Below are 21,466 nucleotides of genomic sequence, written 5' to 3'. Positions count from 1 at the left end.
ATGGCAGCTGTAACCAAGGCGGATCTTGCCGCCGTGCTAAACGAGGAACTGGGTCTCAACAAGCGCGAGGCCAAGGAATTCGTCGAGATGTTCTTCGAGGAGATGCGGCAGTCGCTGGAGTCGGGCGAGGGCGTGAAGCTCTCCGGTTTCGGCAACTTCATCCTCCGCGACAAGAACCAGCGGCCGGGACGCAATCCCAAGACGGGCGAGGAGATCCCGGTATCCGCGCGCCGTGTGGTGACCTTCCGCCCGGGACAGAAGCTGCGCGAGCGGGTAGAGAGCTATGCTGGAGGCGAGTAATCACCAGGAATTGCCCGCGATCCCGGGCAAGCGCTACTTCACCATCGGCGAGGTGGCGGAGCTGTGCCAGGTCAAGCCGCACGTGCTGCGCTACTGGGAGCAGGAGTTCCCGATGCTGGCGCCGGTCAAGCGGCGTGGAAACCGGCGCTACTATCAGCGCCAGGACGTCATCCTGATTCGCCAGATCCGGGCCCTGCTGTACGAAGAGGGCTACACGATCAACGGTGCGCGCCAGAAGCTCTCCGGTGACGAGGCGAAGGGTGACCGCCACCAGGCGCAGCAGATCATCCAGGACACCATCTCCGAGCTTGAATCGGTTCTGCGCGTATTGCGCGCCTGAGGCTCTTCGTTCCCGGGGTTCGTGAGCATTCTTGAACCACAGAGGGCACAGAGTCCACGGAGGAAATCGTCAGGGTTGGATCAGGGATGGATGCCCTGAGTTCTGAGTGGCCTTTCCGCGAGGTTGGTTCTGCGCAACTGGCGAGCACTCCTCCTCCTCCGAACCCACTTCCTATCGGTGTCCCGTCTTTCTAACGCTTTTCTCTGTGTCCTCCGTGCCCTCTGCGGTGAAATCAAACAGCCTGGCGTATGGCAATCACTGCCATGGTTACTTCATGGGCCGATAAGTTATCCATGACGGTGGTTGGCGCTTTCGTGAAGGCGGGGAATCGGATATAGTTCGCGGCTTCGGGGCGTGGCGCAGTCTGGTAGCGCATCTGCATGGGGTGCAGAGGGTCGCAGGTTCAAATCCTGCCGTCCCGACCAAAATTGAATGATTGAAAAAGGCCGCTTGATGCGGCCTTTTTCGTGTCTGGAGGTTCGGCCTGGGTCCGGGCCTACTCCATCGAGCGACGGCGGGCCTCGCGCTGGTAGTAGAGCAGGGCGATGTTGGTCTGGCGCTCCAGCCACTGGGTCATCCCGACGACCTCGAAGCCCGCGTATTCGAAGCCGTCACGCGTGCTGCGTCGACGGTTGGCCAGGCGCAGGTCGCCCGAGAGCCGTTCGCTGACGTCGGGCAGCAAAAGGTTGGCGAAGGCCAGGGTGGTACCGGTTTCCAGCGTATCCAGGATCGATGTCGGCAGCTCGATGCACATTCCCTGGCCGGACAGATCGACCAGCTCGCCGATAACCGGATCTTTCCAGGATGGAGCACGCAATTCGATCTGCGGGCGCTGGGCCATGGGGATATGGACCCGGAAGGTCTCGCGGCGCTGGAGGTACTGCAGCGTTTCGGGGTAGGGGCAGGCGTAAAGGGCGCCTCCCTCTTCGTGTTCGATGCGGGTCACCGTGGTGGTGAACCGGACCGCGACACCGCGCAGGGCCGCGAAGACCCGCAGCGATATACCCGTGGTGACGTGCTGGTGCGCGTGGGACGGGTTCAGCTCGTCGAGGAACAGCTCCCTGGCGCCGGGGTCGAGTCGGACCAGCGCGGAGGTGTACAGGGGACCGTCGGCGTCAAGACGTACGCTGACGAGAGTAAGCTTGTGATCGAGATCCTTGAGGATGCCGGCGATCCGGTCCGGCTTGTCGACCGTGTAGTCGGTTTCGTCCATGCGTCCGTGGCGTTAGTGAGGTGTGAGCACGCAAGGTACTGGTCGAGGATCCGAAATGCCAGCACCGGTACGAAAAAGCTGCATCAGGCTTGCGTGATACGGCGTCCGCCACGGCTGTTGGGACGGGTACGACCGTAGGGGTCGTAGGTCGCGGCCGGTCCGGCCTCCTCGCCGCGCAGGATCTGCATGGAGAGTTCCACGCGCTGGCGATCGCGGTCGATCAGGCGGGCGTTGCCCTGGTTGAGGGTGTTGCAGCGCTCGATGGACTGGCGGAGCGCCTGCCAGTGGTCGTTGAGTACGGCTCCATCGTCCATGCGCGACAGGAGCCGGGCCATGCCCTCCGGTGTGAAGGCGACGTCTTCTGCCTCGGCGATTTCCCGCTGCTGGCGGGTTTCGGTCTCCAGCTCCTGCAGCAGCCCCTGCTTGGTCGCGACCACTTCCTGCAGTGCCTCGGGCGTGCGCGCCTCGACGGCGCGCGTCTCCTGCATCAATGCCTCTTCCAGCTGATGAGCCAGCCGGATGGAGGTCTCGAGAGAGCGCTGCAGGCGATGGCGCGTGTCGGCATTCATGATGTCGGGTCCGGGCAGTGGGGCGTTAAGGAAACACTGATCAATGTACACACTCGCGCTCGAGTCGCTTTTTCGTGCGAACAAGGCGCGGCGACTGCCGTGCAGTCACTCTGCACAAGGGAGCCGCAACGCCGTGCGCGCGCAAAAGCGACCGAGCCCCTTGCATTCAATGGCTTGTGGGGTTGGCACCCCAGGTTCCCCGATCCTGCGTTGCGCCGCTTGCGGGTAGAACCACTACCCGCTGCACGACGCGCCTTGTCTCGGAAAACCTGGGGTGCCAACGCGAGCGTGTACATTGATCAGTGTTTCCTTAACGCAGTAGGCGCTCGAGGTCGATCATACGGTCGGCCAGCTGTTCGTTGTCCACGGGATAGTTGCCGTTGGAGATCGCCTCGCGCAGCTCGGCAACCCGTGCCGCATCGAACGGGGCGTTCTCGCCGGCACTCGCGGCTGAACTCATGGCCTGCGCGGCGCCGGTCAGGGTGAGCGAGTCGTTGCTCGACGCCGAAGCGTTCCCCGAGCCTTGAGTACGGTCGGATGCCCCGTTGCTGTCCTCGCGGCCCTTGACCGTGGAGCTCTGGCTGTCGGGGCGCAGACTGTTCGAGTTGAGGCCCTTGATATCCATGATGCCGTCCTGTCGTTGTAACTGTGCTGCAATTGTTTACGGCCGGAATCCCTGAAACTGTAGCCCTGAAAGTGACGATTCTGGAACGATCGTCACAGGCCGGGTTTCAAAGCGCGACCCGGATATGCCCGGAAGGCTGGATTTCGCCCTCCACGACACGCCCGGACGAGGTGTTCTTTACGCGGATGCGATCCCCCAGGGTGCCGTTTTCCAGCGCCTCGCCCTGCATGCGGATGGCGATCGAGCCATTCTCGGCCAAAATCGTCACGCGTTGGCCGCGGCTGACGATCTCGCGCTGCGTCACATGCTGGGTGCCAATGATCTGTCCCGGCCGGATACTGCGCCGGGTCTGCTGCCCGATCAGCGCGGACTTGTCTTCATGATAACTGCCCGCGTGACGCGACGTCTCGATACGCTGGAAGCGCAGGTCGCCACTGGTCAGCGTGTGCTGGCGCGGCAGGGTGCGGCTGGCCACCAGCACCTGGGTGTAGCGTTCCACCGTGGCGGGGACATACAGCTGCCAGGTGACCGGGCCCGCGCACTGGATGTGGACGGCGGTGTTCCCGTCGCGTCGACCACCGGGCGGGAAGCGGGCATCGAGGCCGTCGTGGCAATAGGCCAGGCGCAAACGGTTGTCGAGTTGGCCGATCTCGATGTTGATGTCGTCGGCCCGGTCGGCCTCCAGTTCCTGCAGCAGGAATGCCTGTGCCGCCTCCCGAATCTCCGAGACCGGGTGGATTTCCCCCGCGCGGGCGGCCGTGGCCAGTGCGAGCAATGCCACGAATATCAGGATCCCCATGAGGGGCGTCCGCGCTGTGCAGGTGGGTTGCAGATTCATGTGTGTGTCCTCGCCCCCCCGGGTCGAATGACTTCCGGTTGCCGCGGGGCGGTTCCGGGTTGTGGACCCGATGTCATGCAGTTTTGATGCCATTCGGGCCTGCATCCGCCATTCAAGCCCGGGCGGCCGCCGCCGTTATCCCGGTGAGGCGGCGCCAGGTGGCGCATGCACGCCATTGCAAATGACAGGCCGGGGGTGCGCGGTGCACACTTGGTCTTCGGGATCTGCCCGGAGCGCGTGGCTTCGGGACCAAGGAGAGCAGCACCATGAGTCAATTCATTGACGATGTGAATCAGCGAACGCAGCTGGTGGGTCAGAACCGGATGGAACTGCTGCTGTTTCATCTGGGCGGGTCGCAGACCTTCGGGATCAACGTGTTCAAGGTGCGTGAAGTGATCCCGTCGCCGCCGTTGCGACAGATTCCGGGTTCGATGAGCGTGGTGCGCGGTGTGGCCACGCTGCGCGGCGGTACCGTGCCCATCATCGATCTGGCCCGCGCAATGGGCCTGCGCGGTGGGGCGGGTTCGACCGACAGCGGCGAACAGAAAGTGGTGGTCACCGAGTTCAATCGTTCGGTGCAGGGATTCTGGGTGTCGGCTGTGGACCGCATCGTCAACGTGAACTGGCAGGATGTGAAGTCGCCCCCGCGCGGCACCGGTCGAGAGTCTTTCCTGGTGGCGGTCACGGAGATCGATGACAAGCTGGTGGAAATTATCGATGTCGAGCGGGTGCTATCCATCGTGAATCCGTTACCGACCGAAGTTTCGGAGTCGATTCGCGCGGACGCCACCGTGGAAGGTGGACGCAAGGTCGTGATCGTCGACGACTCGGTGGTCGCCCGCAAGCAGATCGAGGGCGCGATCCGCGGGCTCGGGTTCGAGTACGAAGTGTTCAAGGACGGCCAGGAAGCGCTGGATTTTTTGACGCAGAAAGCCGCAGAGGGGCCGGTGGGCGACCAGATCGAGCTGGTGATCTCGGATATCGAAATGCCGCGGATGGATGGCTACACCCTGACCGCGCAGATCCGCGACGACGCTGCACTGAAGGACCTCAAGGTACTGCTGCACTCCTCGCTGAGCGGCGAGTTCAACACCGACATGGTCAAGCGCGCTGGCGCCGATGCCTTCCTGTCCAAATTCGATCCCGACGAACTCGCCAATGCGGTGCTGAACCAGACCGGGCGCGAGGAACGGCAGGGCGAATGACGGGTCCGCGGAACGGGATTGCCGTCCGGCAAGGGCCGCGCGGCGGCAAATGGCCGGGAACGGGCGTGTGTAGTGTTGCAGACGCGACGCCGTATACTGAAGCCCGGGTGGCGGGGATGTACCCCGTCTTGCGGCGCCGGTGCCGCTGTCAAGGATTCGTCAGCAGGATGCTAATCACGATGGACCGTGCTTGGGGATGAACGGGTGATCGATTCCCGCGATTACGAGGAGTTTTCCCGCTTCCTGCAGGACTGCTGTGGCCTCGTGCTGGGCGACAGCCGCCAGTATCTGGTGTCCAGCCGTCTGTCGCGGTTGCTCGACGAGTTCAACTTCAAGACCGTTCCGGAGCTGCTGCATGCCATGCGGCAGTCCCCGAATCCGCGGTTGCGCACCCGCGTCATCGATGCAATGACCACCAACGAAACCTCCTGGTTTCGGGACGGATTCCCGTTCGAGATCCTGCGTCATGTGCTGCTTCCGGAACTGGCCGCGAAGGGCAGTAGCATCAAGGTCTGGTCATCGGGGTGCTCCAGTGGGCAGGAGGCCTACAGCATCTCGATGGTGGTCTCGGAGTGGGAGGAGTCGCGTCCCGCCCGCAAGGTCCCGGTGTCCATCCTCGGGACGGATCTCTCCGAGAAGATCGTTGAGGATGCCCGGCGGGCCGTGTACGACGGCCTGAGTATTGTGCGCGGGCTGAGCGAGAGCCGGCGGGCACGGTTCTTCGAAACCGTGGCCGATGGCCACAAGGTGATCCCGGAGGTCCAGCGGCGCTGCCGCTTCCAGAAGCTCAACCTGATCGACAGCTATGCTGCCTTGGGCAAGTTCGATCTGGTGTTCTGCCGCAACGTGCTGATCTATTTCTCTGGCGAGACCAAGCGACAGGTTCTTGACGGTATTGCCCGGCAGATGAATCCGGGGGGTTATCTGTTTCTTGGCGCTTCGGAGACTGCAGGGCCCTACACCAAGGCCTTCGAGGCCGTCCGCACCGAGTACGGCTCGGTTCTCCGGCTGAAGTCCTGACGCGATCCAGCTCCCGAGGCGAATGCCTCGAAACGCCCGTGCAATGCGGGCGAGACATGCGTTTCCCCGTTCTTTTGCGTATCCCTGAGCTTCCTTCCCCTTCTGGCCGGCTCGTGGGGCTGGCATAACGATTGCATCGTCTTTCTCGCAAAGGGCCGCAACGGTTGCGTCCCGGTTCACGAAGCGAGGGTCCGCCGCGGGCGGGCAGGACGGAAGCGATGAGTCTCTCTCTCGATAAGGCGATGGGCATTCTGCCCCAGGCGGTGAATGTGCGGGCGCAACGCATGGAGCTGCTGGCGTCCAACATCGCCAATGCGGATACCCCCAACTACAAGGCGCGGGACATCGACTTCCGCGCCGTGCTCGAATCCGCGGCCGGCGGCGGCAATACCTTGCCCATGGCCCGCAGCCAGGCGGCGCACATCGACCCCAATGCCGGTGCGATGAACGGGCAGGCCGAGGCGCTCTATCGCGTTCCCTCGCAGGCGTCGCTGGACGGCAACACGGTGGACCCGCAGATGGAACGCGCCGCCTTCGCCGAGAACGCGATCCAGTATCAGAGCAGTCTGGAATTCCTTAACCGCCGGGTCTCCGGCATCCGCGAAGCCCTGCGGGGCGACCGTTAAGGAAACACTGATTAATGTACACACTCGCGTTGATACCCCAGGTTTTCCGAGACCAGGCGCGGTGCGCAGTCGGTAGTGGTTCTACCGGCAAGGGCCGCAACGCAGGATCGGGGAACCTGGGGTGCCAACCCCGAAGGGGCTCGGCCGCTTTTGCGCGCGCACGGCGTTGCGGTTCCCTTGTGCAGAATGACTGCACGGCAGTCACCGCGCCTTGTTCGCACGCAAAAGCGACTCGAGCGCGAGCGTGTACATCAATCAGTGTTTCCTTAACACGGGCCTGATCGGGAGATCGATGTCGTGAGCAATATGTTCAGTCTGTTCAATACCTCCGCCTCGGCGCTGTCGGCGCAGTCGGTGCGCCTGAACACCGTGGCCTCCAACCTGGCCAACGCGAACACGGCGGCGACCAACCCGGACGAGGCCTACCGCGCCAAGCAGGTGCTGTTCCAGAGCGTGATGGACCAGGCCAGTCCCAACGGCTCGGCGACGGCCGTGCGGGTCGCCGGTGTCACCGAATCGCAGGCGGCGCCGCACGCGCATTACGAGCCGCACCATCCGCAGGCGAACGAGGAGGGCTACATCTTCCGGCCTGCGATCAGCGTGGTCGAGGAGATGGCCAACATGATGTCCGCCTCGCGTAACTACGAAGCGAACGTCGAGGTGATGGAGACCTCGCGTCAGCTGCTCCAGCGCACATTGCAGATCGGCCAAGGCTAGAGGAGCTCGCCATGACACAGATTTCCCCCGAATTGCTGGACCGCCTGGGGCTCTCGCGTCCGCAACAGCAACAGGAAGGTGGTATGGACCGCCTCGGGCAGTCGGATTTCCTCAAGCTGATGACGACCCAGCTGGAAAACCAGGACCCGATGGAGCCGATGGACAACGGTGACTTCCTTGGCCAGATGGCGCAGTTCTCCACCGTGACCGGGATCGAGCAGCTCTCCAAGTCCTTCGAGAAGCTGGCGCAGTCGCTGGGGCAGAACCAGACGCTGCAGGCCGCCTCGCTGGTCGGCAAGGATGTGCTGGTGCCGGTGGAATTTGGCGAGCTGACACCGGACGGCACGGTCAAGGGTGCGGTGGACCTGCAGCGGTCCACAGAAGAACTGCAGATTGACGTGTACAGCCCGAGCGGCGAGCGCATCCGCCGCATGAATCTCGGGGCGGCCGGCAGTGGCCTGCAGGAGTTCAGCTGGAACGGCATGCGCGACGACGGGACCTTAGCGCCCCCGGGCGTTTACGAATTCAAGGCCACGGCCCGCTCCGGGACCCAGTCCGAGGCCGTGGATACCTTTCTGGATGCCCGCGTGGAGAGCGTCGCGGTTGGCAGTGATTCCGGCCTGGCACTGACCGTGCAGGGCCTGGGCGAGATCAGCTTTTCGGATGTACGGCGGATCGGCGGCTGACGCCCCGCAACAAGAACCCTGATGGAGGAAACACCCCATGCCCTTCAATATTGGATTGAGCGGACTCAACGCGGCCCAGGCCGACCTGCAAACCACCGGCAATAACGTCTCGAACTCGGGGACCACCGGCTTCAAGCGCTCGCGTGCCGAGTTCGGCGATGTGTTCGCCCAGAGCTTTGGCGGCATCAGCCAGACGGCGATCGGTTCCGGCACGCGGTTGCAGGCCGTGACGCAGCAGTTCTCGCAAGGCCGGACCGAGTTCACCGAGAACGGCCTGGACCTGGCCATCAACGGCGAGGGCTTCTTCGTCCTGAACGACCAGGGCAGCACCGCCTATACCCGCGCCGGTGAATTCCAGGTCAATCGCGACGGGTTCTTGGTGAATAACCAGGGGCAACAGCTGCAGGGGTATCCACCGCAGAACCCCAACAGCGCGGACCCGAGCTTCAACACGGGGCAGCTCGAGGATATTCGCCTGCAAACGGGCGATGCAGCCCCGCAGGCAACAAGCGAGATCGAGGCCCTTGTTAATCTGCGTTCCGATGCCGAGGACCTTGACCCCGCGTTGTTCGATCCGGCGGACCCCGAGACTTATAGCTTCTCAACGGCCCTGACAGCGTATGACTCGCTCGGGACTGCCCGCGATGCGAATGTGTTTTTCGTCAAGACCGGCGATCTGCAGTGGGAGGCCCACACTCGGATCAATGCAGGGGTAGATGCTGCGGGTGACCCAGTGGTCTTCGATGCGGGGCCGTTCGACCTAACGTTTAATGATTCTGGAACGCTGGACGATCCGACCGAATTCGGTTTCACCACGCCTGATTTTCCGAATGGTGCGGCGGGTCTGGACGTTGATATCGACTTTGCCGGAACCACCCAGTATGGCGGTGACTATTCGGTCAACGACCTGAATCAAGACGGCTTTGCCTCGGGGCGCTTGACCGGTGTGGACATCGACGACTCAGGTGTGGTGTTCGCCCGCTTTACCAATGGTCAGTCGACGGTGCTGGGTCAGGTGGCGATGGCCAACTTCACCAATCCGCAGGGGCTGGAGCAGCTGGGGAACAACAACTGGGCCGAGACCTTTGCCGCTGGTGAGCCAGTGTTTGCGGCGCCCGGGACCGGCAACCTGGGGACCATCCAGGCCGGTGCGCTTGAGGCCTCCAACGTGGATATCGCCCAGGAGCTGGTGAATCTGATCACTGCGCAGCGCAACTTCCAGGCGAACGCGCAGACGATCTCGACGGCCGATCAGGTCACCCAGACGATCATCAACATCCGTTAAGTCGCGGATGACACGCTGAAGAGGGCTTGAGCATGGATCGATTTCTGTACATCGCGATGTCCGGTGCGAAGGAGACGATGCACGCACAGGCCATCAACAACCACAACCTGGCCAATGCCAACACCGATGGCTTCCGCCAGGCGCTGGCCACGGCGGATACCGTACCGGTGCGCGGCCCGGGCTATGCCTCGCGCGACTACACCCAGGTGGGCAACGAGGCGGTGGACTTCAGCAAGGGCAAGATGCAGAGCACCGGGCGCGATATGGATATCGCCATCGAGGGCGAAGGCTTTATCGCGGTGCAGGGCCCGGACGGGGAGGAAGGCTACACCCGCGCCGGCTCGCTGCATGTGGATGCCTTTGGGCTGCTGCGCACCGCGCAGGGTCACCAGGTACTGGGGGATGGCGGTCCGATCGCCATCCCGCCGGCGGAGCAGATCGAGATCGGCACCGACGGCACCATCAGCGTGCGGCCTTTGGGCGTGGGTCCGGAGGCCCTGGCGGCAGTGGAGCGTATCCGGCTGGTCAACCCGGACACGGATCAGCTCCAGCGTGGGGATGACGGCCTGTTCCGCCTGGCGGAAGGGGGCGAGGCACCGGCCGATGCCGAGGTGCGTATCGTCTCGGGGATGCTGGAGGGCAGCAACGTGAACACCATCGAGGCGCTCACGCGGATGATCGAGCTGTCCCGCCACTTCGAGATGCAGGTGAAGATGATGGACAGCGCCAACACGCTGGAACAAAGCAGTAACCGCTTGCTGGGCCTCGGGTAATTTCCCGGGACTCGCGCGGCACTTGAGAGAAAACAGGAGAACACCATGAACCAGGCACTGTGGATCGCCAAGACCGGCCTCGACGCGCAGCACACGCGCATGTCGACGGTCTCGAACAACCTGGCCAACGTGAATACCACGGGCTTCAAGAAGGACCGGGCGGTATTCGAGGACCTGATCTACCAGACGGTGCGCCAGCCCGGCGCCCAGGCCACCCAGGATCAGCAGCTGCCCTCGGGCCTGCAGATCGGTACCGGCGTGCGCGCCGTGTCCACCGAGAAGATGTTCGCGCAGGGCAACCTGCAGCAGACGGACAACTCGCTGGATATCGCCATCGAGGGTCGCGGCTTCTTCCAGATCCTGCTGCCCGACGGCAACGTCGGCTACACCCGTGACGGCAGCTTCCAGCTGAACTCGGACGGCCAGGTGGTGATGTCCAACGGCTATCCGCTGCAGCCGGGTCTGTTCGTGCCGGAGGACACCCAGTCCCTGGCGATCGGGAAGGACGGGACGGTGACCGCACAGATCCCGGGGCAGGCCGCGCCGGTGGAGCTGGGCAACATCCAGTTGGCGGACTTCGTGAATCCGGCTGGGCTGCAGGCGGTGGGCGAAAACCTGTTCCGCGAGACGGCGGCCTCGGGTGTGGCGCAGCAGTCCCTGCCGGGCCTGAACGGCACCGGTACCGTGGTGCAGGGCTCGTTGGAGACCTCGAACGTGAATATCGCCGAGGAGCTGGTCAACATGATCGAGACCCAGCGCGCCTACGAGGTCAACTCCAAGGCGATCTCCGCGGCCGACCAGTCGCTGCAGTTCGTCAACCAGACCATCGGGTGATGTGATGACGCGTCTCGGAACCGTTCTCCGCCCGGCCCTGGCCATGACCGCCGCATTGCTGCTGTCCGCCTGCGCCGCCACCCAGACGACCAAGCCGGACGACAACCCGGACTACCAGCCGGTGATGCCGGCGCAGCCGGTCCCGCAGTCCCAGAACAATGGCGGCATCTACCAGGCCGCGCATTCCCAGGGCCTGTTCGAGGACTACAAGGCGCGCAACGTCGGCGACATCCTGACCGTGATCCTCGCGGAGAGCACCAACGCGCAGAAGTCGGCGTCGACCTCCACCGGCAAGGATTCCAATCTCGAATTGGGGAACCTGTCGGCCTTCGGCCGCGATGCCACCTTCAACGGGCGCCCGCTGTTCGGGGCCAGCAACTCGAGCTCGCGCGACTTTGACGGCTCCGGCGATTCCTCGCAGAGCAATCAGCTGGATGGCGAGATCACCGTGACCGTCGCCGAGGTGCTGCCGAACGGCAATCTGGTGGTGCAGGGCGAGAAGTGGCTGGGTATCAACCAGGGCGAGGAGTACGTGCGCTTTCGCGGCATCGTGCGCCCGGTGGATGTGACTACCAACAACACTGTGCTTTCGACGCAGGTGGCCAACGCCCGCGTGTACTACGGCGGCTCCGGCGTGCTGGCCGACAGCAATACCCCCGGCTGGATCACGCGCTTCTTCAACAGCCCGATCTGGCCCTTCTGACCCGGCATGCCCGCGGCGAGGTACGACATGGATCCCAAATCCCCGAAGCAACGCAACCCGGACGTTCCCGCGACGCCTTTTGGCGGTTGGCGGCGGCTGGGGCTCTTGCTCCTGACGGTGCTCATGGTGATGGGGATCGGAAGCGCCAGCGTGTCCGCGCAGACCGCGATCCAGCAGCAAGTGGCCATGCAGGAGCGCAGCTACATGGAGCGGGTCAAGGATGTGGCCAGTGTCTCCGGTGTCCGTGACAACCAGTTGATCGGCTACGGCCTGGTCGTGGGCCTTGACGGCACGGGGGACCAGACCACCCAGACCCCGTTCACGGTGCAGAGCCTGAACAACATGCTCGGGCAGCTGGGCCTGACGCCGGATGCCGGCAACCCGCAGCTGCGGAACGTGGCCGCCGTGATGGTGACCGCCGAATTGCCGCCGTTCGCCAAGGCCGGGCAGCGCATCGACGTGACCGTGTCGTCCATGGGTAACGCGACCAGTCTGCGTGGCGGAACGCTGCTCATGACGCCTCTCAAGGGCGCGGACGGCCAGACCTACAGCATTGCGCAGGGCAACCTGGTGGTCGGGGGCTTCGGGGCCGAGGGCACCGATGGCTCGCGCATCACCGTGAACGTACCGAGTGTGGGGCGCATCCCCAACGGGGCGACGGTCGAGCGCGAGGTCCCCACGGCCTTTGCCCAGGGCGATCACGTGACCCTGAATCTGCACCGCCCGGATTTCACCACCGCCAATCGCCTGGTGCAGACGGTGAACGATACCTTCGGCCAGGGCGTCGCCCATGCCCTGGACGGCTCTTCCGTGCGCGTGCGCGCGCCCTCCAACCCGGATCACCGGGTCGGCTTTGTGGCGGAGCTGGAACGGCTTCCGATCGAACGTGGCGCACCACCGGCGCGGGTTATCGTGAACTCGCGTACCGGGACCGTGGTGATCGGCTCCAGTGTTCAGGTGACGCCGGCCGCCGTCTCGCATGGCAGCCTGACAGTGACCATCAGCGAGGCGCCGCAGGTGGTGCAGCCCGCCCCCTTCGGCGAGGGCGAGACCGCGATCCAGCCGGATACCGACATCGCGATCGAGGAGGGTGACAACACCATGTTCCTGTTCGACCCGGGCACCTCGCTGGACGAGATCGTCCGCGCGGTGAATAACGTGGGGGCCGCCCCCGGCGATCTGGTCGCGATCCTGGAGGCCCTGCGCGAGGCCGGTGCGTTGCGCGCGGAGTTGGTGGTCATCTGATGATCGGGCCGGGCGTCGATACCCAGATGCAGGCCCGCGCGGCCATGGCCTCGGACCCCAGCGGTCTGCAGGACCTGGCCCGGGGCGCGCGTGCGGGGGATCAGAAGGGCCTGGAGGCCGTCGCCCGCGAATTCGAGGCGATGCTGATCGGGCAGATGCTCAAGCAGATGCGCGAGGCCTCGCTGGGTGACGGCCTGTTCGACAATGACCAGAGCAAGATGTACCTGGAGATGCAGGATCAGGAGTTCGCCAAGGCCATGAGCCAGGGCGACGGCATCGGCCTGCGCGATGCCCTGATGCGCCAGCTCTCCGCGCAGCAGCCCGCCGACCCGGAGACGCTGAACGACGATCCGGACAGGCAGGCCGCGCTGGAGCTGCCACGCCGACGCTCGGAGCTGGATACCCTGAGCGTATTGCAGGGCGACTCCGGACCGGAGTTGCAGCCGGTTGGTCCACAGCGGCCCGAGCCCACCGGACTGCAGGGCGCCCGGCCGGCCCCGATTGCCTGGCCACCGAGGGATGCCGCCGAGTTTGTGCAGACCCTGGAGCCGCTGGCGCGCGACGCCGCGGCCGAGCTCGGGGTTGAGCCCGGGATCCTGCTGGCGCAGAGCGCGCTGGAGACCGGCTGGGGGCAACATGTGCCGTCGCGTGCCGACGGCCAGCCGAGCTTCAACCTGTTCGGGATCAAGGCGGACAGTCGCTGGAGCGGGGATCATGTCTCCGTGGGTACGCTGGAGTTCCGCGACGGGGTGGCCCAACGGGAGCAGGCGCGCTTCCGAGCTTATGCTGATCCGTCGGAGTCGTTCTCCGATTACGTCGAGTTCATTCGCAACAATCCGCGTTACCAACGGGCCCTGCAGGCCGGGGATGACGCCCAGTACATCCGCGAGCTGCAGGATGCCGGGTATGCGACGGATCCGACCTATGCGGACAAGGTTCTGCGGGTGCGGGATCAACTGGCCGCCCACCAGGGCAGTGGATCGACTCAAGTCGCGGCCGAGGCGGCCGTTACCCGTACCGAGGGGTAGAGCATGAAGCACAAATGGCCTAATCCGGTTAGTGAGCGAGCGGCATTGCGGGAGGCGCAGGCATGAGCGCGTCCGGGATCGGTACATCCGCGCTGCTGGCGTTCCAGCGCGCGATCGGCACCACCAGCAACAACATCGCGAACTCGGCGACCGAAGGCTACAGCCGCCAGCGCACCGAGCTGTCCAACCTGACGCCGCAGTTCCTTGGAGGCAGCTTCCAGGGCCAGGGCGTGCAGGTGGACACGATCCGGCGGATCTCCGACGACTTCGTGAACACCCAGCTGCGCAACTCGATCTCCGATCAGTCGAATGCCGAGCTGAAGGCGTCGCTGGCCGGACGCATCGATGACCTGCTGGGCAGTTCCAGCTCCGGGCTGACGCCGGTGCTGCAGGACTTCTTCGACGCCGGCCAGGATCTGGCCAACGACCCCACCTCCAGCGCCGCGCGCACGGTCTTCCTGACCGAGGCGGAATCCCTGGCCGAACGCTTCGCCTCCATCGACCGGCGCATCGAGGAGCAGCGCGACATCATCAATGGCCAGATTCGCACCAACGTCGAGGAGATCAACTCCCTGACCGATGCGATCGCCGGGCTTAACCGCGAGATCGTGTCGAAGTCCACCCAGGGCACTCCGAACGACCTGCTGGACCAGCGCGACCGCGTGTTGAACCAGCTGGCGGAGAAGGTCAACGTCCGCATCACCGAGCAGGATGACGGCGCGGTCAACGTATTTGTGGGCAACGGCCAGGCGCTGGTGCTCGGGGGCAATAACCGCGAACTGGTGGCGGAGTCACTGACTGGTGATCCGCGTTCTCCTGACATCGGGCTGGCCACCAGCGGCGATCCGGTCAACATCTCCCGCTTCATCCAGGGCGGCGAGCTGGGTGCACTGCTGGAGACCCGGACCGGGATCATCGACGAGGCCCAGAACACCCTGGGCCGGCTCGCGATCAGCATCGGGGCGGAATACAACCAGCAGAACCGGCTCGGCCTGGACCTGAACGGCCAGCAGGGCGCGGATATCTTCGGGATCGGCGATCCGGCGGTCCGTGGATTCCCCGGCAATGAGTCTGATGATGTTCCGTCTGTCGAATTCGGCGACGTGCGCGACCTGACCACGTCCGATTACCGCCTGAATTATAACGGTACGGACTATGAACTACGGAAGCTGTCGGATGGTGGGGTCGTAGCGAGTGGCAATGGAGTTCTTGAGGCGGACGGGATCATTGTGGATACCGCAACGATTGGCGGACAGGAGGAAGGGGATGGCTGGTTGATCCAGCCGACTCGCAATGGCGCACGGGATCTCTCGGTGGAGATGACGGACCCTTCGGGTATCGCCGCAGCCAGCGCCGTTAGGGCGGACCTTGGCGAGGACAATGTTGGAGACGCATCGATCGCGTCTGTTCGGGCTGTGGATCGGGATAACCTGGATTTGGCTGAGGTCACCGTTGAATTTGACGGTAATACGGATCAGTTTGAGATCAATGGAAGCGCTTTCCCACTAGATCCCGATGGTGACGGGATAACAACCATCGAGTTTAACGGCTGGGAAATGGAGATCAGGGGCACCCCCGAGGACGGGGACACCTTTGTGGTGAGCAGCAATGTTGATCACCCGGGCGATAACCGCAACATGCTGGCGATGAATGACCTGTCGGACGAACGCCTGGTCGGCGGCGATCGGACATTCGGGGATGGTTATAACAGCCTGCTGGCCAATGTTGGTACACGCACCCGCCAGGCCCAGGTCGCACAGGAATCGGCCGATGCGCAGCTGGCACAGGCGCGCGCCCAGCGCGAGGCGGTGTCCGGCGTAAACCTGGACGAAGAGGCGGCCGATCTCATCCGCTACCAGCAGGCCTATCAGGCGGCGGCCCAGGTCATATCGGTCAGCAATTCGCTGTTCGATACATTGCTCGGTGCGGTCCGCCGCTAACGTCGATCCGGAGACACGAACATGCGCATCTCGACCACCCAGATCTTCCAGAGCGGGATCGACCAGATCCAGCGCGGGCAGACCGAGCTGAACCGGACCTCGCTGCAGATGGGCCGGGGGGAGCGCATCCTGTCGCCATCGGATGACCCGAGCGGTGCCACCCAGGTCAATCAGTTCGAGCGCATTATCCAGGCGACCAAGCAATACCAGCGCAACATCGACAACACCCAGCCACGCCTGCAACAAGAAGAATCGGCCCTGCAGGGCGGGACCGACCTGCTGCAGCGTGCGCGCGAACTGGTGGTAGCCGGCAACAACGACAGCCAGACCAACGAGACCCGCAGTTATATCGCCGGCGAGCTGCGTCAGCTGCGTGACGGGATGTTCGACATCGCGAACACCAAGGACCCGAACGGCGAATACCTCTTCGCCGGTACGAAGTCGTTGCAGCAGCCCTTCCAGCAGGATGGCACGGGTGCGGTGCGCTACGAGGGGGCGGAAGGCACGGGCAGCATCCGCGAGGTTGCCGTCTCGCCCAACCGGAAGATCCCGGTGGGCGACACCGGCGCCCGGGTGTTCATGGACATCCCGGAGAATGACGGGCGTGTCGGGGCCGAGGTGCTCAATCGGGAACCGGGCAGTACCCTTGTTGTGGAGCAAACCGGCGTAAGCGACGTTGGTGGGCTGGATGAGCGCGACTACACTATTGAATTCTCTGAGGACGCCGACGGGAACGTCCAGTTTTCCGTCACCTATGAGGACGAGAATGGAGATACCCAGTTCGCCGAAGACGATTCCGGGACTCCGATGGAAGATCGGCCTTTTGTGGCCGGTGAATCCGTCCTTTTTGAGGGGCGGAGTATCACCCTGAGTGGCACACCTCAGGTGGGGGATCAGGTCTTGTCCCGCGCCGCCGAAAACAAGAGCGTGTTCGAGACCCTGGACGCGATCATTGCGGCCCTGGAAGAGGGTGGCGCCAGCGGCAATAGCCGGGCCAACCTGGCGACGGCCAGCAACACCGCGCTGGCCGATCTGGATGCCGTGCTGGGCAACTTCAGCGACATCCGGGCCGAGGTCGGTTCGCGCCTGAAGAGCTTTGACCAGCAAAAGGATCTGAACGAGGACCGCCTGGTGGACCTGAACAGTGCGGTCTCCGAGATCCGCGACCTGGATTATGCCGAGGCGATCAGCCGCTTCAACCAGCAGCAGGTGGCGTTGCAGGCCGCGCAGCAGACCTATACCCAGGTCAATCGACTGTCCCTGTTCGACTTCCTCTGATCAGCGCCCCGGCTGGGCGGATCATGGTCGTGCCTTTGTGCGACCATGACGTCATTGTGACCTGCGAGAGTCCGGCATGGCGAAGAACAACGAACCTTCCGCACCCATCCAGTACCGTTCCACCGGACGGCCCCCGCGCTACCTGATTGTCCTGTTGATCCTGGCCGCGTTGTGGGCGGGTTTCTGGGGGGTGATCCACCTGCAGTCGGGCGAGCCCGAGGCGGTCACCCTGAACGTTCAGGAGCAGGCCGAGCTGGAGGCCAAGCTGCGGGCACTGGGTCCGCGTGATGCCGAGCCTCGCCCCGATGGTGCACCGGGCGAGCCGATCATCGATCTCGATGCCGAGGCCGAGCCACTGGTGCCGGAACTCTACGAGGAGCGGGCCGAGGCGCGGGTCGTACGTTTCAGCGAGCGCGAGCTGAATGCGCTGATCGCCCAGGACCCGGGCCTTGCAGGGCGGGTGGCGATTCGCCTGACACCGGGGCAGGTCAGCACGCGGGTGCGCATCCATGTGCCGGCCGATATCCCCCTGCTCGGCGGGCGTGTGCTCAACGTGCGCTCGGGCGTGCGTTTCGGAACCGAAGATGGGCGGGTACATGCGCGGCTGGTGGGCGTCAGCGTCGCCGGAATCCCGTTGCCGGACGCCTGGCTCGGTGGGTTGAAAGACGAGGACCTGCTCGCGCTGGAGCCCTTCCAGCAACTGCGCGCCGGGATCGAGTCCATCGAGGTGCGCGACGGCGAGCTGGCCCTGGAGCTCGCCCGCTGAGGGGGGTAGCGGGGTAATGCACCTCGTCCGAGACTGATGGCTTCTTTGGGGCGGGCGCGACGCTGAGGGGGCTTGGGCCTCGCATGTGACACCCGCTTCGCGAACTCGACACGGTGTGTCATCCCGGAAACCGCGAAGCGGTGATCCGGGATCTACAACGTTGGAGTTGGCAAGGGGTTGGGGGTGTTCGGGGGGGGAATCCCGGTTCTCCGCTTCGCTCCGGCCGGGATGCCCTTCGTCGGGCCGGGTTGTATCGGCTAGATTGGGTCTCTCGATCGGTCCTCGACGGGGCGAGCCGAAGGATACGGCAGGGTCGCCGATCCCCTCGGAAGAATCCGCGCCGGGCCGCCTTCAGGGCAACGGGTGCGCCAGCGACGGTGTCAGCGCGGGCCGACGCGCAGGGTTTCGGCGCCCAGGGCCTGCAGACGGCCGCGTACGCTGAGGCTCAGGGTGGAGTGTCCCGCCTCCAGCGCTGGCTGGCTGGCCGATTCGTCCATCGCCCGCATGGCCATCATGGGCTGCGGGCCGCTGTAGGGGTCTTCCGGCAGTTCCACTTCCAGAACGCGCAGGTGCGTGGCCCCCAGTGAGCGGGCGATCACGCGCGCCTGTTCCTTCAGGTCCTCCATGGCCTCCTCCATCATGGCCTCGCGGTGTTCCTTGCGTGCCTCTGGACTCAGCGAAAAGCGGATCTGGCTGACGGTGAGATCGTGTTGCTGCAGGCTGCCGACCAGCTCGCCGAGGCGGTCGAAATCGCCGCTGGTCAGTTCCAGGTTCTGGCGGACCTGCCAGGCGTTGATGCGGCTTCGATCATCGGAGTCGTGAATCGCGTGGGTGGAATAGCCGATGGTCCGGGCGTCGATGGCGTCGTGTTCGGCGGCGCGTTCCAGGGCGGCCTCCATGTTGCGGTTGACGGTCGCGGCCGCAGTCGCGGCCTCGGGGGCTCGAGCCTCGGTGGTCATCAGGACCGTCATGTGGTCGTTGGCGACTTCGCGTTCGGTCTTGCCCGTCACGGTCAGGGTGGTGCTGCCATCGGCGGCGAGCGCGGCGCCCGGTAGTGCCAGGGTCAGCGCGGCCAGGGCCGCGAGGAGCCAGGACGGCCGGGGAGCGAGTGGAATGCCTTTCGGTTGCATGATCAGTAGCCTCTACAGGTCGCGCGCAAGCCGGACCCCGGCGAACACGTGGCGTTTTTCCGGGGTAAAGAAGTTTCGCATTGTAGATCGTTTGAGCAGCGGGTCGCTCCAGGCACTGCCGCCGCGCAGGACGTAGTGCTCGCCGTCGAACCAGGGCATGGAGTATTCATCGTATGGGTAGGGGCGAAACCCCGGATACGGACGAAAGTCGTTTCCGCACCATTCCCATACTGCCCCCGTGCCTCGCAACCGGCCGGCCCGGGCGGCGTGTTCCCATTCGTGTTCGTGGGGCAGTCGGGCACCCACCCAGCGGGCGTACGCCGATGCCTCGAACCATGAGAGGCCGACGGCGGGGGCCTGTGGATCCAGCAGCCGGGTTCCCTCCGGCAGGGTCTGTACCCGTGTGCCGTCGGGCAGGCGCGACCAGCCCAGCGGGGCGGTGATCCCCGTGTGTTCCAGCCAGGCCCGACCAGCGGCGTCCCAGTGTGGCCCCGGGCGATAGCCTCCGGCCTCGACAAAGGCGGCGATCTCGGCATTCGAGACTGGCTGCGAGCGGAGGGCGTGGGGTGCCAGGCACACCGTGTGCCGCCCGCGCTCGTTGTCGAAGGCCGTGGCAGCCTCGCTGCCGACGATGTATTCGCCCCCCATGCACTCGATCCAGTCACCGCTGGTATGGGGAGCGGGTCCGGGCGTCTGCACCCCTGGGGGTTCGGGACGTCGCAGACGTGCGAACCAGCGGACCTGTTCGAGGCTTTCCAGGTGCATCGCGTGGTGCTGCGCGAGAAAGCCGCTCAGGTAGTCGTTTTCGAGCAGAGGGTGACGGCGCACGTCCGGGTGGGCGCGCAAGAGCTCCATGTGGTGGTGCTGGCACGCCAGGCCCCACTCGAGCAGGGCGTCACGGGGCGGGAGCCGGCCACCCCGTCGCCATTTTGGGCTTTGTTCCGGAAAGTACAGGTCGTGCCAGTCGCGCCGGGTGGGCGTCGGTTCGCCCAGGATGCGTTCGTGCAACCACACGGCCTCGATGAAATGGCAGTGGGCGTAATGCCAGCCGATGGGGCTGAGGTCCCGGTGGTACTGGTTACGCCACTCGTACGCCGGCGTGGCCCTAAGCGCCGCGTTCAGGCGGTCGTGCTGGGCGGCCAGGCATTCCAGGAGGTCCGATTCGGGCGAGTGTGACAGCGGATGGACGGCGTTCATGTCCAGTGGAGCACTCTAGGGGCACACTGACTAGTGTACACACTCGCGCTCGAGTCGCTTTTGCGTGCGAACAAGGCGCGGTGACCGCCGTGCAGCATTCTGAACAAGGGAGCCGCAACGCCGTTCCCACGCAAAAGCGGCCGAGCCCCTTGGGGTTGGCACCCCAGGTTCCCCGATCCTGCGTTGCGCCGCTTGCGGGTAGAACCACTACCCGCTGCGCGACGCGCCTTGTCTCGGAAAACCCGGGGTGCCAACGCGAGTGCGTACATTAGTCAGTGTGTCCCTAGAGCGCCAAAAGTTCCGGCGGTTCGTCGGGATCGAGGATCAGCAGGTGGCCGGGCGGGACGGGGCGCCAGCGTTCGCGGTCGGTCAGGGATTCGGAGGAAACGACCACACCGCCATCGGGGAAGGTCTCGTCATCCGTGGTGTAGTAGAGGCTGGGGCAGGGCGCATTGACCGCGTGGCGGCTGGCGATGAGCCGGCGCCCGTCGGAGAGGATGACATTCAGCAGCGCGGTGTCTTCGCCCAGCCAGGCCTCGATCGTGGAGAAGGCCTCACCCAGGGCCCCTTCCAGTGTGGCGTTGTCGTCGTCGGCGAGGTATTGCCGTACCAGCGCGAACAGGTATTCGGAGTCGGTGGTGCCCTCGATGCTGGCCTCGATCTCCTGGCTGAGGATGTTCTGGATCTGGCGCCGGATATCCGGGCGGAAGCGACCGATCAGACCGTTGTGGCTGTACAGTAGACCGTCGCGCGCGAAGGGCTGGGCGTTGACCGTGTCGCCACCAAATCCGGGAGTGGCGCTGCGGATGGCCGCGACCCACAGGGGCTGGATCATGTCGCTGGCCAGATCCATGAGGTTCGGGTCCTGCCAGAGCGGGTCGGCCCGCCGGTAATGACGTGCCACGCCGCCTTCACCGAACCAGCCGAAGCCGAAGCCATCGACATTGACCCGGGCATACACCAGCTCCTGCGGGGCCATGGCCTGTTCAACCAGGTTGTGCGGCGGGTCCAGGATCAGGCGGCGCAGCGTGATCGGAGGACCCAGATAGGCGAGATGTCGGCACATTGATCAGCGCTTCCCTGGGGGCAGTTGGGGCGTCGGGGGTTTCGTGCTAGCGTGCCGCAAACCCACTCGATACGGAAGCCCG

General features: G+C 64.7%; 23 protein-coding genes and 1 tRNA gene. 17 read left to right on the top strand and 7 right to left on the bottom strand.

Translation table 11 applies throughout. The features are described 5' to 3' along the window. From F572_RS0113575 to F572_RS0113560, 3 genes are all read left to right on the top strand, one after another. Positions 1 to 300, top strand: coding sequence for an integration host factor subunit alpha (locus tag F572_RS0113575; RefSeq protein WP_017942010.1), 300 nt, complete (start codon positions 1 to 3; stop codon positions 298 to 300). Further along, a complete protein-coding gene (locus F572_RS0113570) occupies positions 284 to 640 on the top strand; it encodes a MerR family transcriptional regulator (protein ID WP_017942009.1) in 357 nt (118 codons plus the stop codon). The genes F572_RS0113575 and F572_RS0113570 overlap by 17 nt, the downstream gene beginning before the upstream one ends. A 348-nt stretch (positions 641 to 988) precedes the next feature. Next, positions 989 to 1,065 (top strand) — tRNA-Pro (locus F572_RS0113560). Positions 1,066 to 1,136: 71 nt separating this feature from the next. On the opposite strand, the gene F572_RS0113555 is transcribed toward F572_RS0113560, so the two are convergent. From F572_RS0113555 to flgA, 4 genes are all read right to left on the bottom strand, one after another. After that, positions 1,137 to 1,853: a flagellar brake protein gene (locus tag F572_RS0113555; RefSeq protein ID WP_017942008.1), complete on the bottom strand. Its 717-nt coding sequence runs from the start codon at positions 1,851 to 1,853 to the stop codon at positions 1,137 to 1,139. Between the two features lie 83 nt (positions 1,854 to 1,936). Next, positions 1,937 to 2,422, bottom strand: a complete 486-nt coding sequence (locus F572_RS0113550) for a flagella synthesis protein FlgN (protein WP_017942007.1) — start codon at positions 2,420 to 2,422, stop codon at positions 1,937 to 1,939. Positions 2,423 to 2,732: 310 nt separating this feature from the next. After that, positions 2,733 to 3,047, bottom strand: a complete 315-nt coding sequence (gene flgM, locus F572_RS0113545) for a flagellar biosynthesis anti-sigma factor FlgM (protein WP_017942006.1) — start codon at positions 3,045 to 3,047, stop codon at positions 2,733 to 2,735. A 106-nt stretch (positions 3,048 to 3,153) separates the two neighbouring features. Beyond that, complete coding sequence (gene flgA / locus F572_RS0113540; RefSeq protein WP_017942005.1) at positions 3,154 to 3,846, bottom strand: flagellar basal body P-ring formation chaperone FlgA; 693 nt, start codon at positions 3,844 to 3,846, stop codon at positions 3,154 to 3,156. Between the two features lie 305 nt (positions 3,847 to 4,151). Between flgA and F572_RS0113535 the strand changes: the two genes are divergently transcribed. From F572_RS0113535 to F572_RS0113470, 14 genes are all read left to right on the top strand, one after another. Then, positions 4,152 to 5,090 (top strand): chemotaxis protein, encoded by a 939-nt coding sequence (locus tag F572_RS0113535; protein ID WP_017942004.1) that lies wholly within the window; start codon positions 4,152 to 4,154, stop codon positions 5,088 to 5,090. A 204-nt stretch (positions 5,091 to 5,294) separates the two neighbouring features. Further along, positions 5,295 to 6,110 carry a protein-glutamate O-methyltransferase CheR gene (locus F572_RS0113530; protein WP_026143027.1) on the top strand — a complete coding sequence of 272 codons (816 nt, stop codon included), beginning with the start codon at positions 5,295 to 5,297 and terminating at the stop codon, positions 6,108 to 6,110. Positions 6,111 to 6,328: 218 nt separating this feature from the next. Then, complete coding sequence (gene flgB, locus F572_RS0113525; protein ID WP_038034406.1) at positions 6,329 to 6,736, top strand: flagellar basal body rod protein FlgB; 408 nt, start codon at positions 6,329 to 6,331, stop codon at positions 6,734 to 6,736. 297 nt (positions 6,737 to 7,033) lie between these two features. Continuing rightward, positions 7,034 to 7,453 carry a flagellar basal body rod protein FlgC gene (gene flgC / locus F572_RS0113520; protein ID WP_026143084.1) on the top strand — a complete coding sequence of 140 codons (420 nt, stop codon included), beginning with the start codon at positions 7,034 to 7,036 and terminating at the stop codon, positions 7,451 to 7,453. An 11-nt stretch (positions 7,454 to 7,464) separates the two neighbouring features. Next, positions 7,465 to 8,139, top strand: coding sequence for a flagellar hook assembly protein FlgD (locus F572_RS0113515; RefSeq protein WP_017942429.1), 675 nt, complete (start codon positions 7,465 to 7,467; stop codon positions 8,137 to 8,139). A 37-nt stretch (positions 8,140 to 8,176) separates the two neighbouring features. Then, positions 8,177 to 9,424, top strand: a complete 1,248-nt coding sequence (gene flgE, locus F572_RS0113510; protein WP_017942430.1) for a flagellar hook protein FlgE — start codon at positions 8,177 to 8,179, stop codon at positions 9,422 to 9,424. Positions 9,425 to 9,456: 32 nt separating this feature from the next. After that, positions 9,457 to 10,197 (top strand): flagellar basal-body rod protein FlgF, encoded by a 741-nt coding sequence (gene flgF, locus F572_RS0113505; protein ID WP_017942431.1) that lies wholly within the window; start codon positions 9,457 to 9,459, stop codon positions 10,195 to 10,197. 45 nt (positions 10,198 to 10,242) lie between these two features. Beyond that, entirely contained in the window at positions 10,243 to 11,031 is a 789-nt protein-coding gene (gene flgG / locus F572_RS0113500) for a flagellar basal-body rod protein FlgG (RefSeq protein ID WP_017942432.1), read from the top strand. 4 nt (positions 11,032 to 11,035) lie between these two features. Further along, positions 11,036 to 11,734, top strand: coding sequence for a flagellar basal body L-ring protein FlgH (gene flgH / locus F572_RS0113495; protein WP_018158511.1), 699 nt, complete (start codon positions 11,036 to 11,038; stop codon positions 11,732 to 11,734). A gap of 123 nt (positions 11,735 to 11,857) precedes the next feature. After that, positions 11,858 to 12,979, top strand: coding sequence for a flagellar basal body P-ring protein FlgI (locus F572_RS0113490; RefSeq protein WP_017942434.1), 1,122 nt, complete (start codon positions 11,858 to 11,860; stop codon positions 12,977 to 12,979). Then, a complete protein-coding gene (gene flgJ, locus F572_RS0113485; protein WP_017942435.1) occupies positions 12,979 to 14,007 on the top strand; it encodes a flagellar assembly peptidoglycan hydrolase FlgJ in 1,029 nt (342 codons plus the stop codon). The genes F572_RS0113490 and flgJ overlap by 1 nt, the downstream gene beginning before the upstream one ends. Before the next feature lie 62 nt (positions 14,008 to 14,069). Further along, positions 14,070 to 15,947, top strand: a complete 1,878-nt coding sequence (flgK, locus tag F572_RS0113480) for a flagellar hook-associated protein FlgK (protein WP_017942436.1) — start codon at positions 14,070 to 14,072, stop codon at positions 15,945 to 15,947. Between the two features lie 21 nt (positions 15,948 to 15,968). Continuing rightward, on the top strand, positions 15,969 to 17,225 hold the full coding sequence (gene flgL / locus F572_RS0113475) for a flagellar hook-associated protein FlgL (RefSeq protein ID WP_017942437.1): 1,257 nt from the start codon (positions 15,969 to 15,971) through the stop codon (positions 17,223 to 17,225). Between the two features lie 76 nt (positions 17,226 to 17,301). Continuing rightward, a complete protein-coding gene (locus F572_RS0113470; protein WP_017942438.1) occupies positions 17,302 to 17,991 on the top strand; it encodes a hypothetical protein in 690 nt (229 codons plus the stop codon). A gap of 380 nt (positions 17,992 to 18,371) precedes the next feature. On the opposite strand, the gene F572_RS0113465 is transcribed toward F572_RS0113470, so the two are convergent. The 3 genes from F572_RS0113465 to F572_RS0113455 all read right to left on the bottom strand — a co-directional run bounded on the left by F572_RS0113465 (position 18,372) and on the right by F572_RS0113455 (position 21,384). Then, positions 18,372 to 19,121, bottom strand: coding sequence for an SIMPL domain-containing protein (locus F572_RS0113465; RefSeq protein ID WP_017942439.1), 750 nt, complete (start codon positions 19,119 to 19,121; stop codon positions 18,372 to 18,374). A gap of 12 nt (positions 19,122 to 19,133) precedes the next feature. Further along, positions 19,134 to 20,318 carry an SUMF1/EgtB/PvdO family nonheme iron enzyme gene (locus F572_RS0113460; RefSeq protein WP_017942440.1) on the bottom strand — a complete coding sequence of 395 codons (1,185 nt, stop codon included), beginning with the start codon at positions 20,316 to 20,318 and terminating at the stop codon, positions 19,134 to 19,136. Between the two features lie 283 nt (positions 20,319 to 20,601). Further along, entirely contained in the window at positions 20,602 to 21,384 is a 783-nt protein-coding gene (locus F572_RS0113455) for a class II glutamine amidotransferase (RefSeq protein WP_017942441.1), read from the bottom strand. Positions 21,385 to 21,466 lie beyond the last annotated feature (82 nt).

Source organism: Thioalkalivibrio sp. ALE14, assembly GCF_000376845.1.
Classification (GTDB): Bacteria; Pseudomonadota; Gammaproteobacteria; order Ectothiorhodospirales; family Ectothiorhodospiraceae; genus Thioalkalivibrio.
Note: the sequence above shows the minus strand (reverse complement) of the source record. Positions and strands in the feature narration are given on the sequence as shown.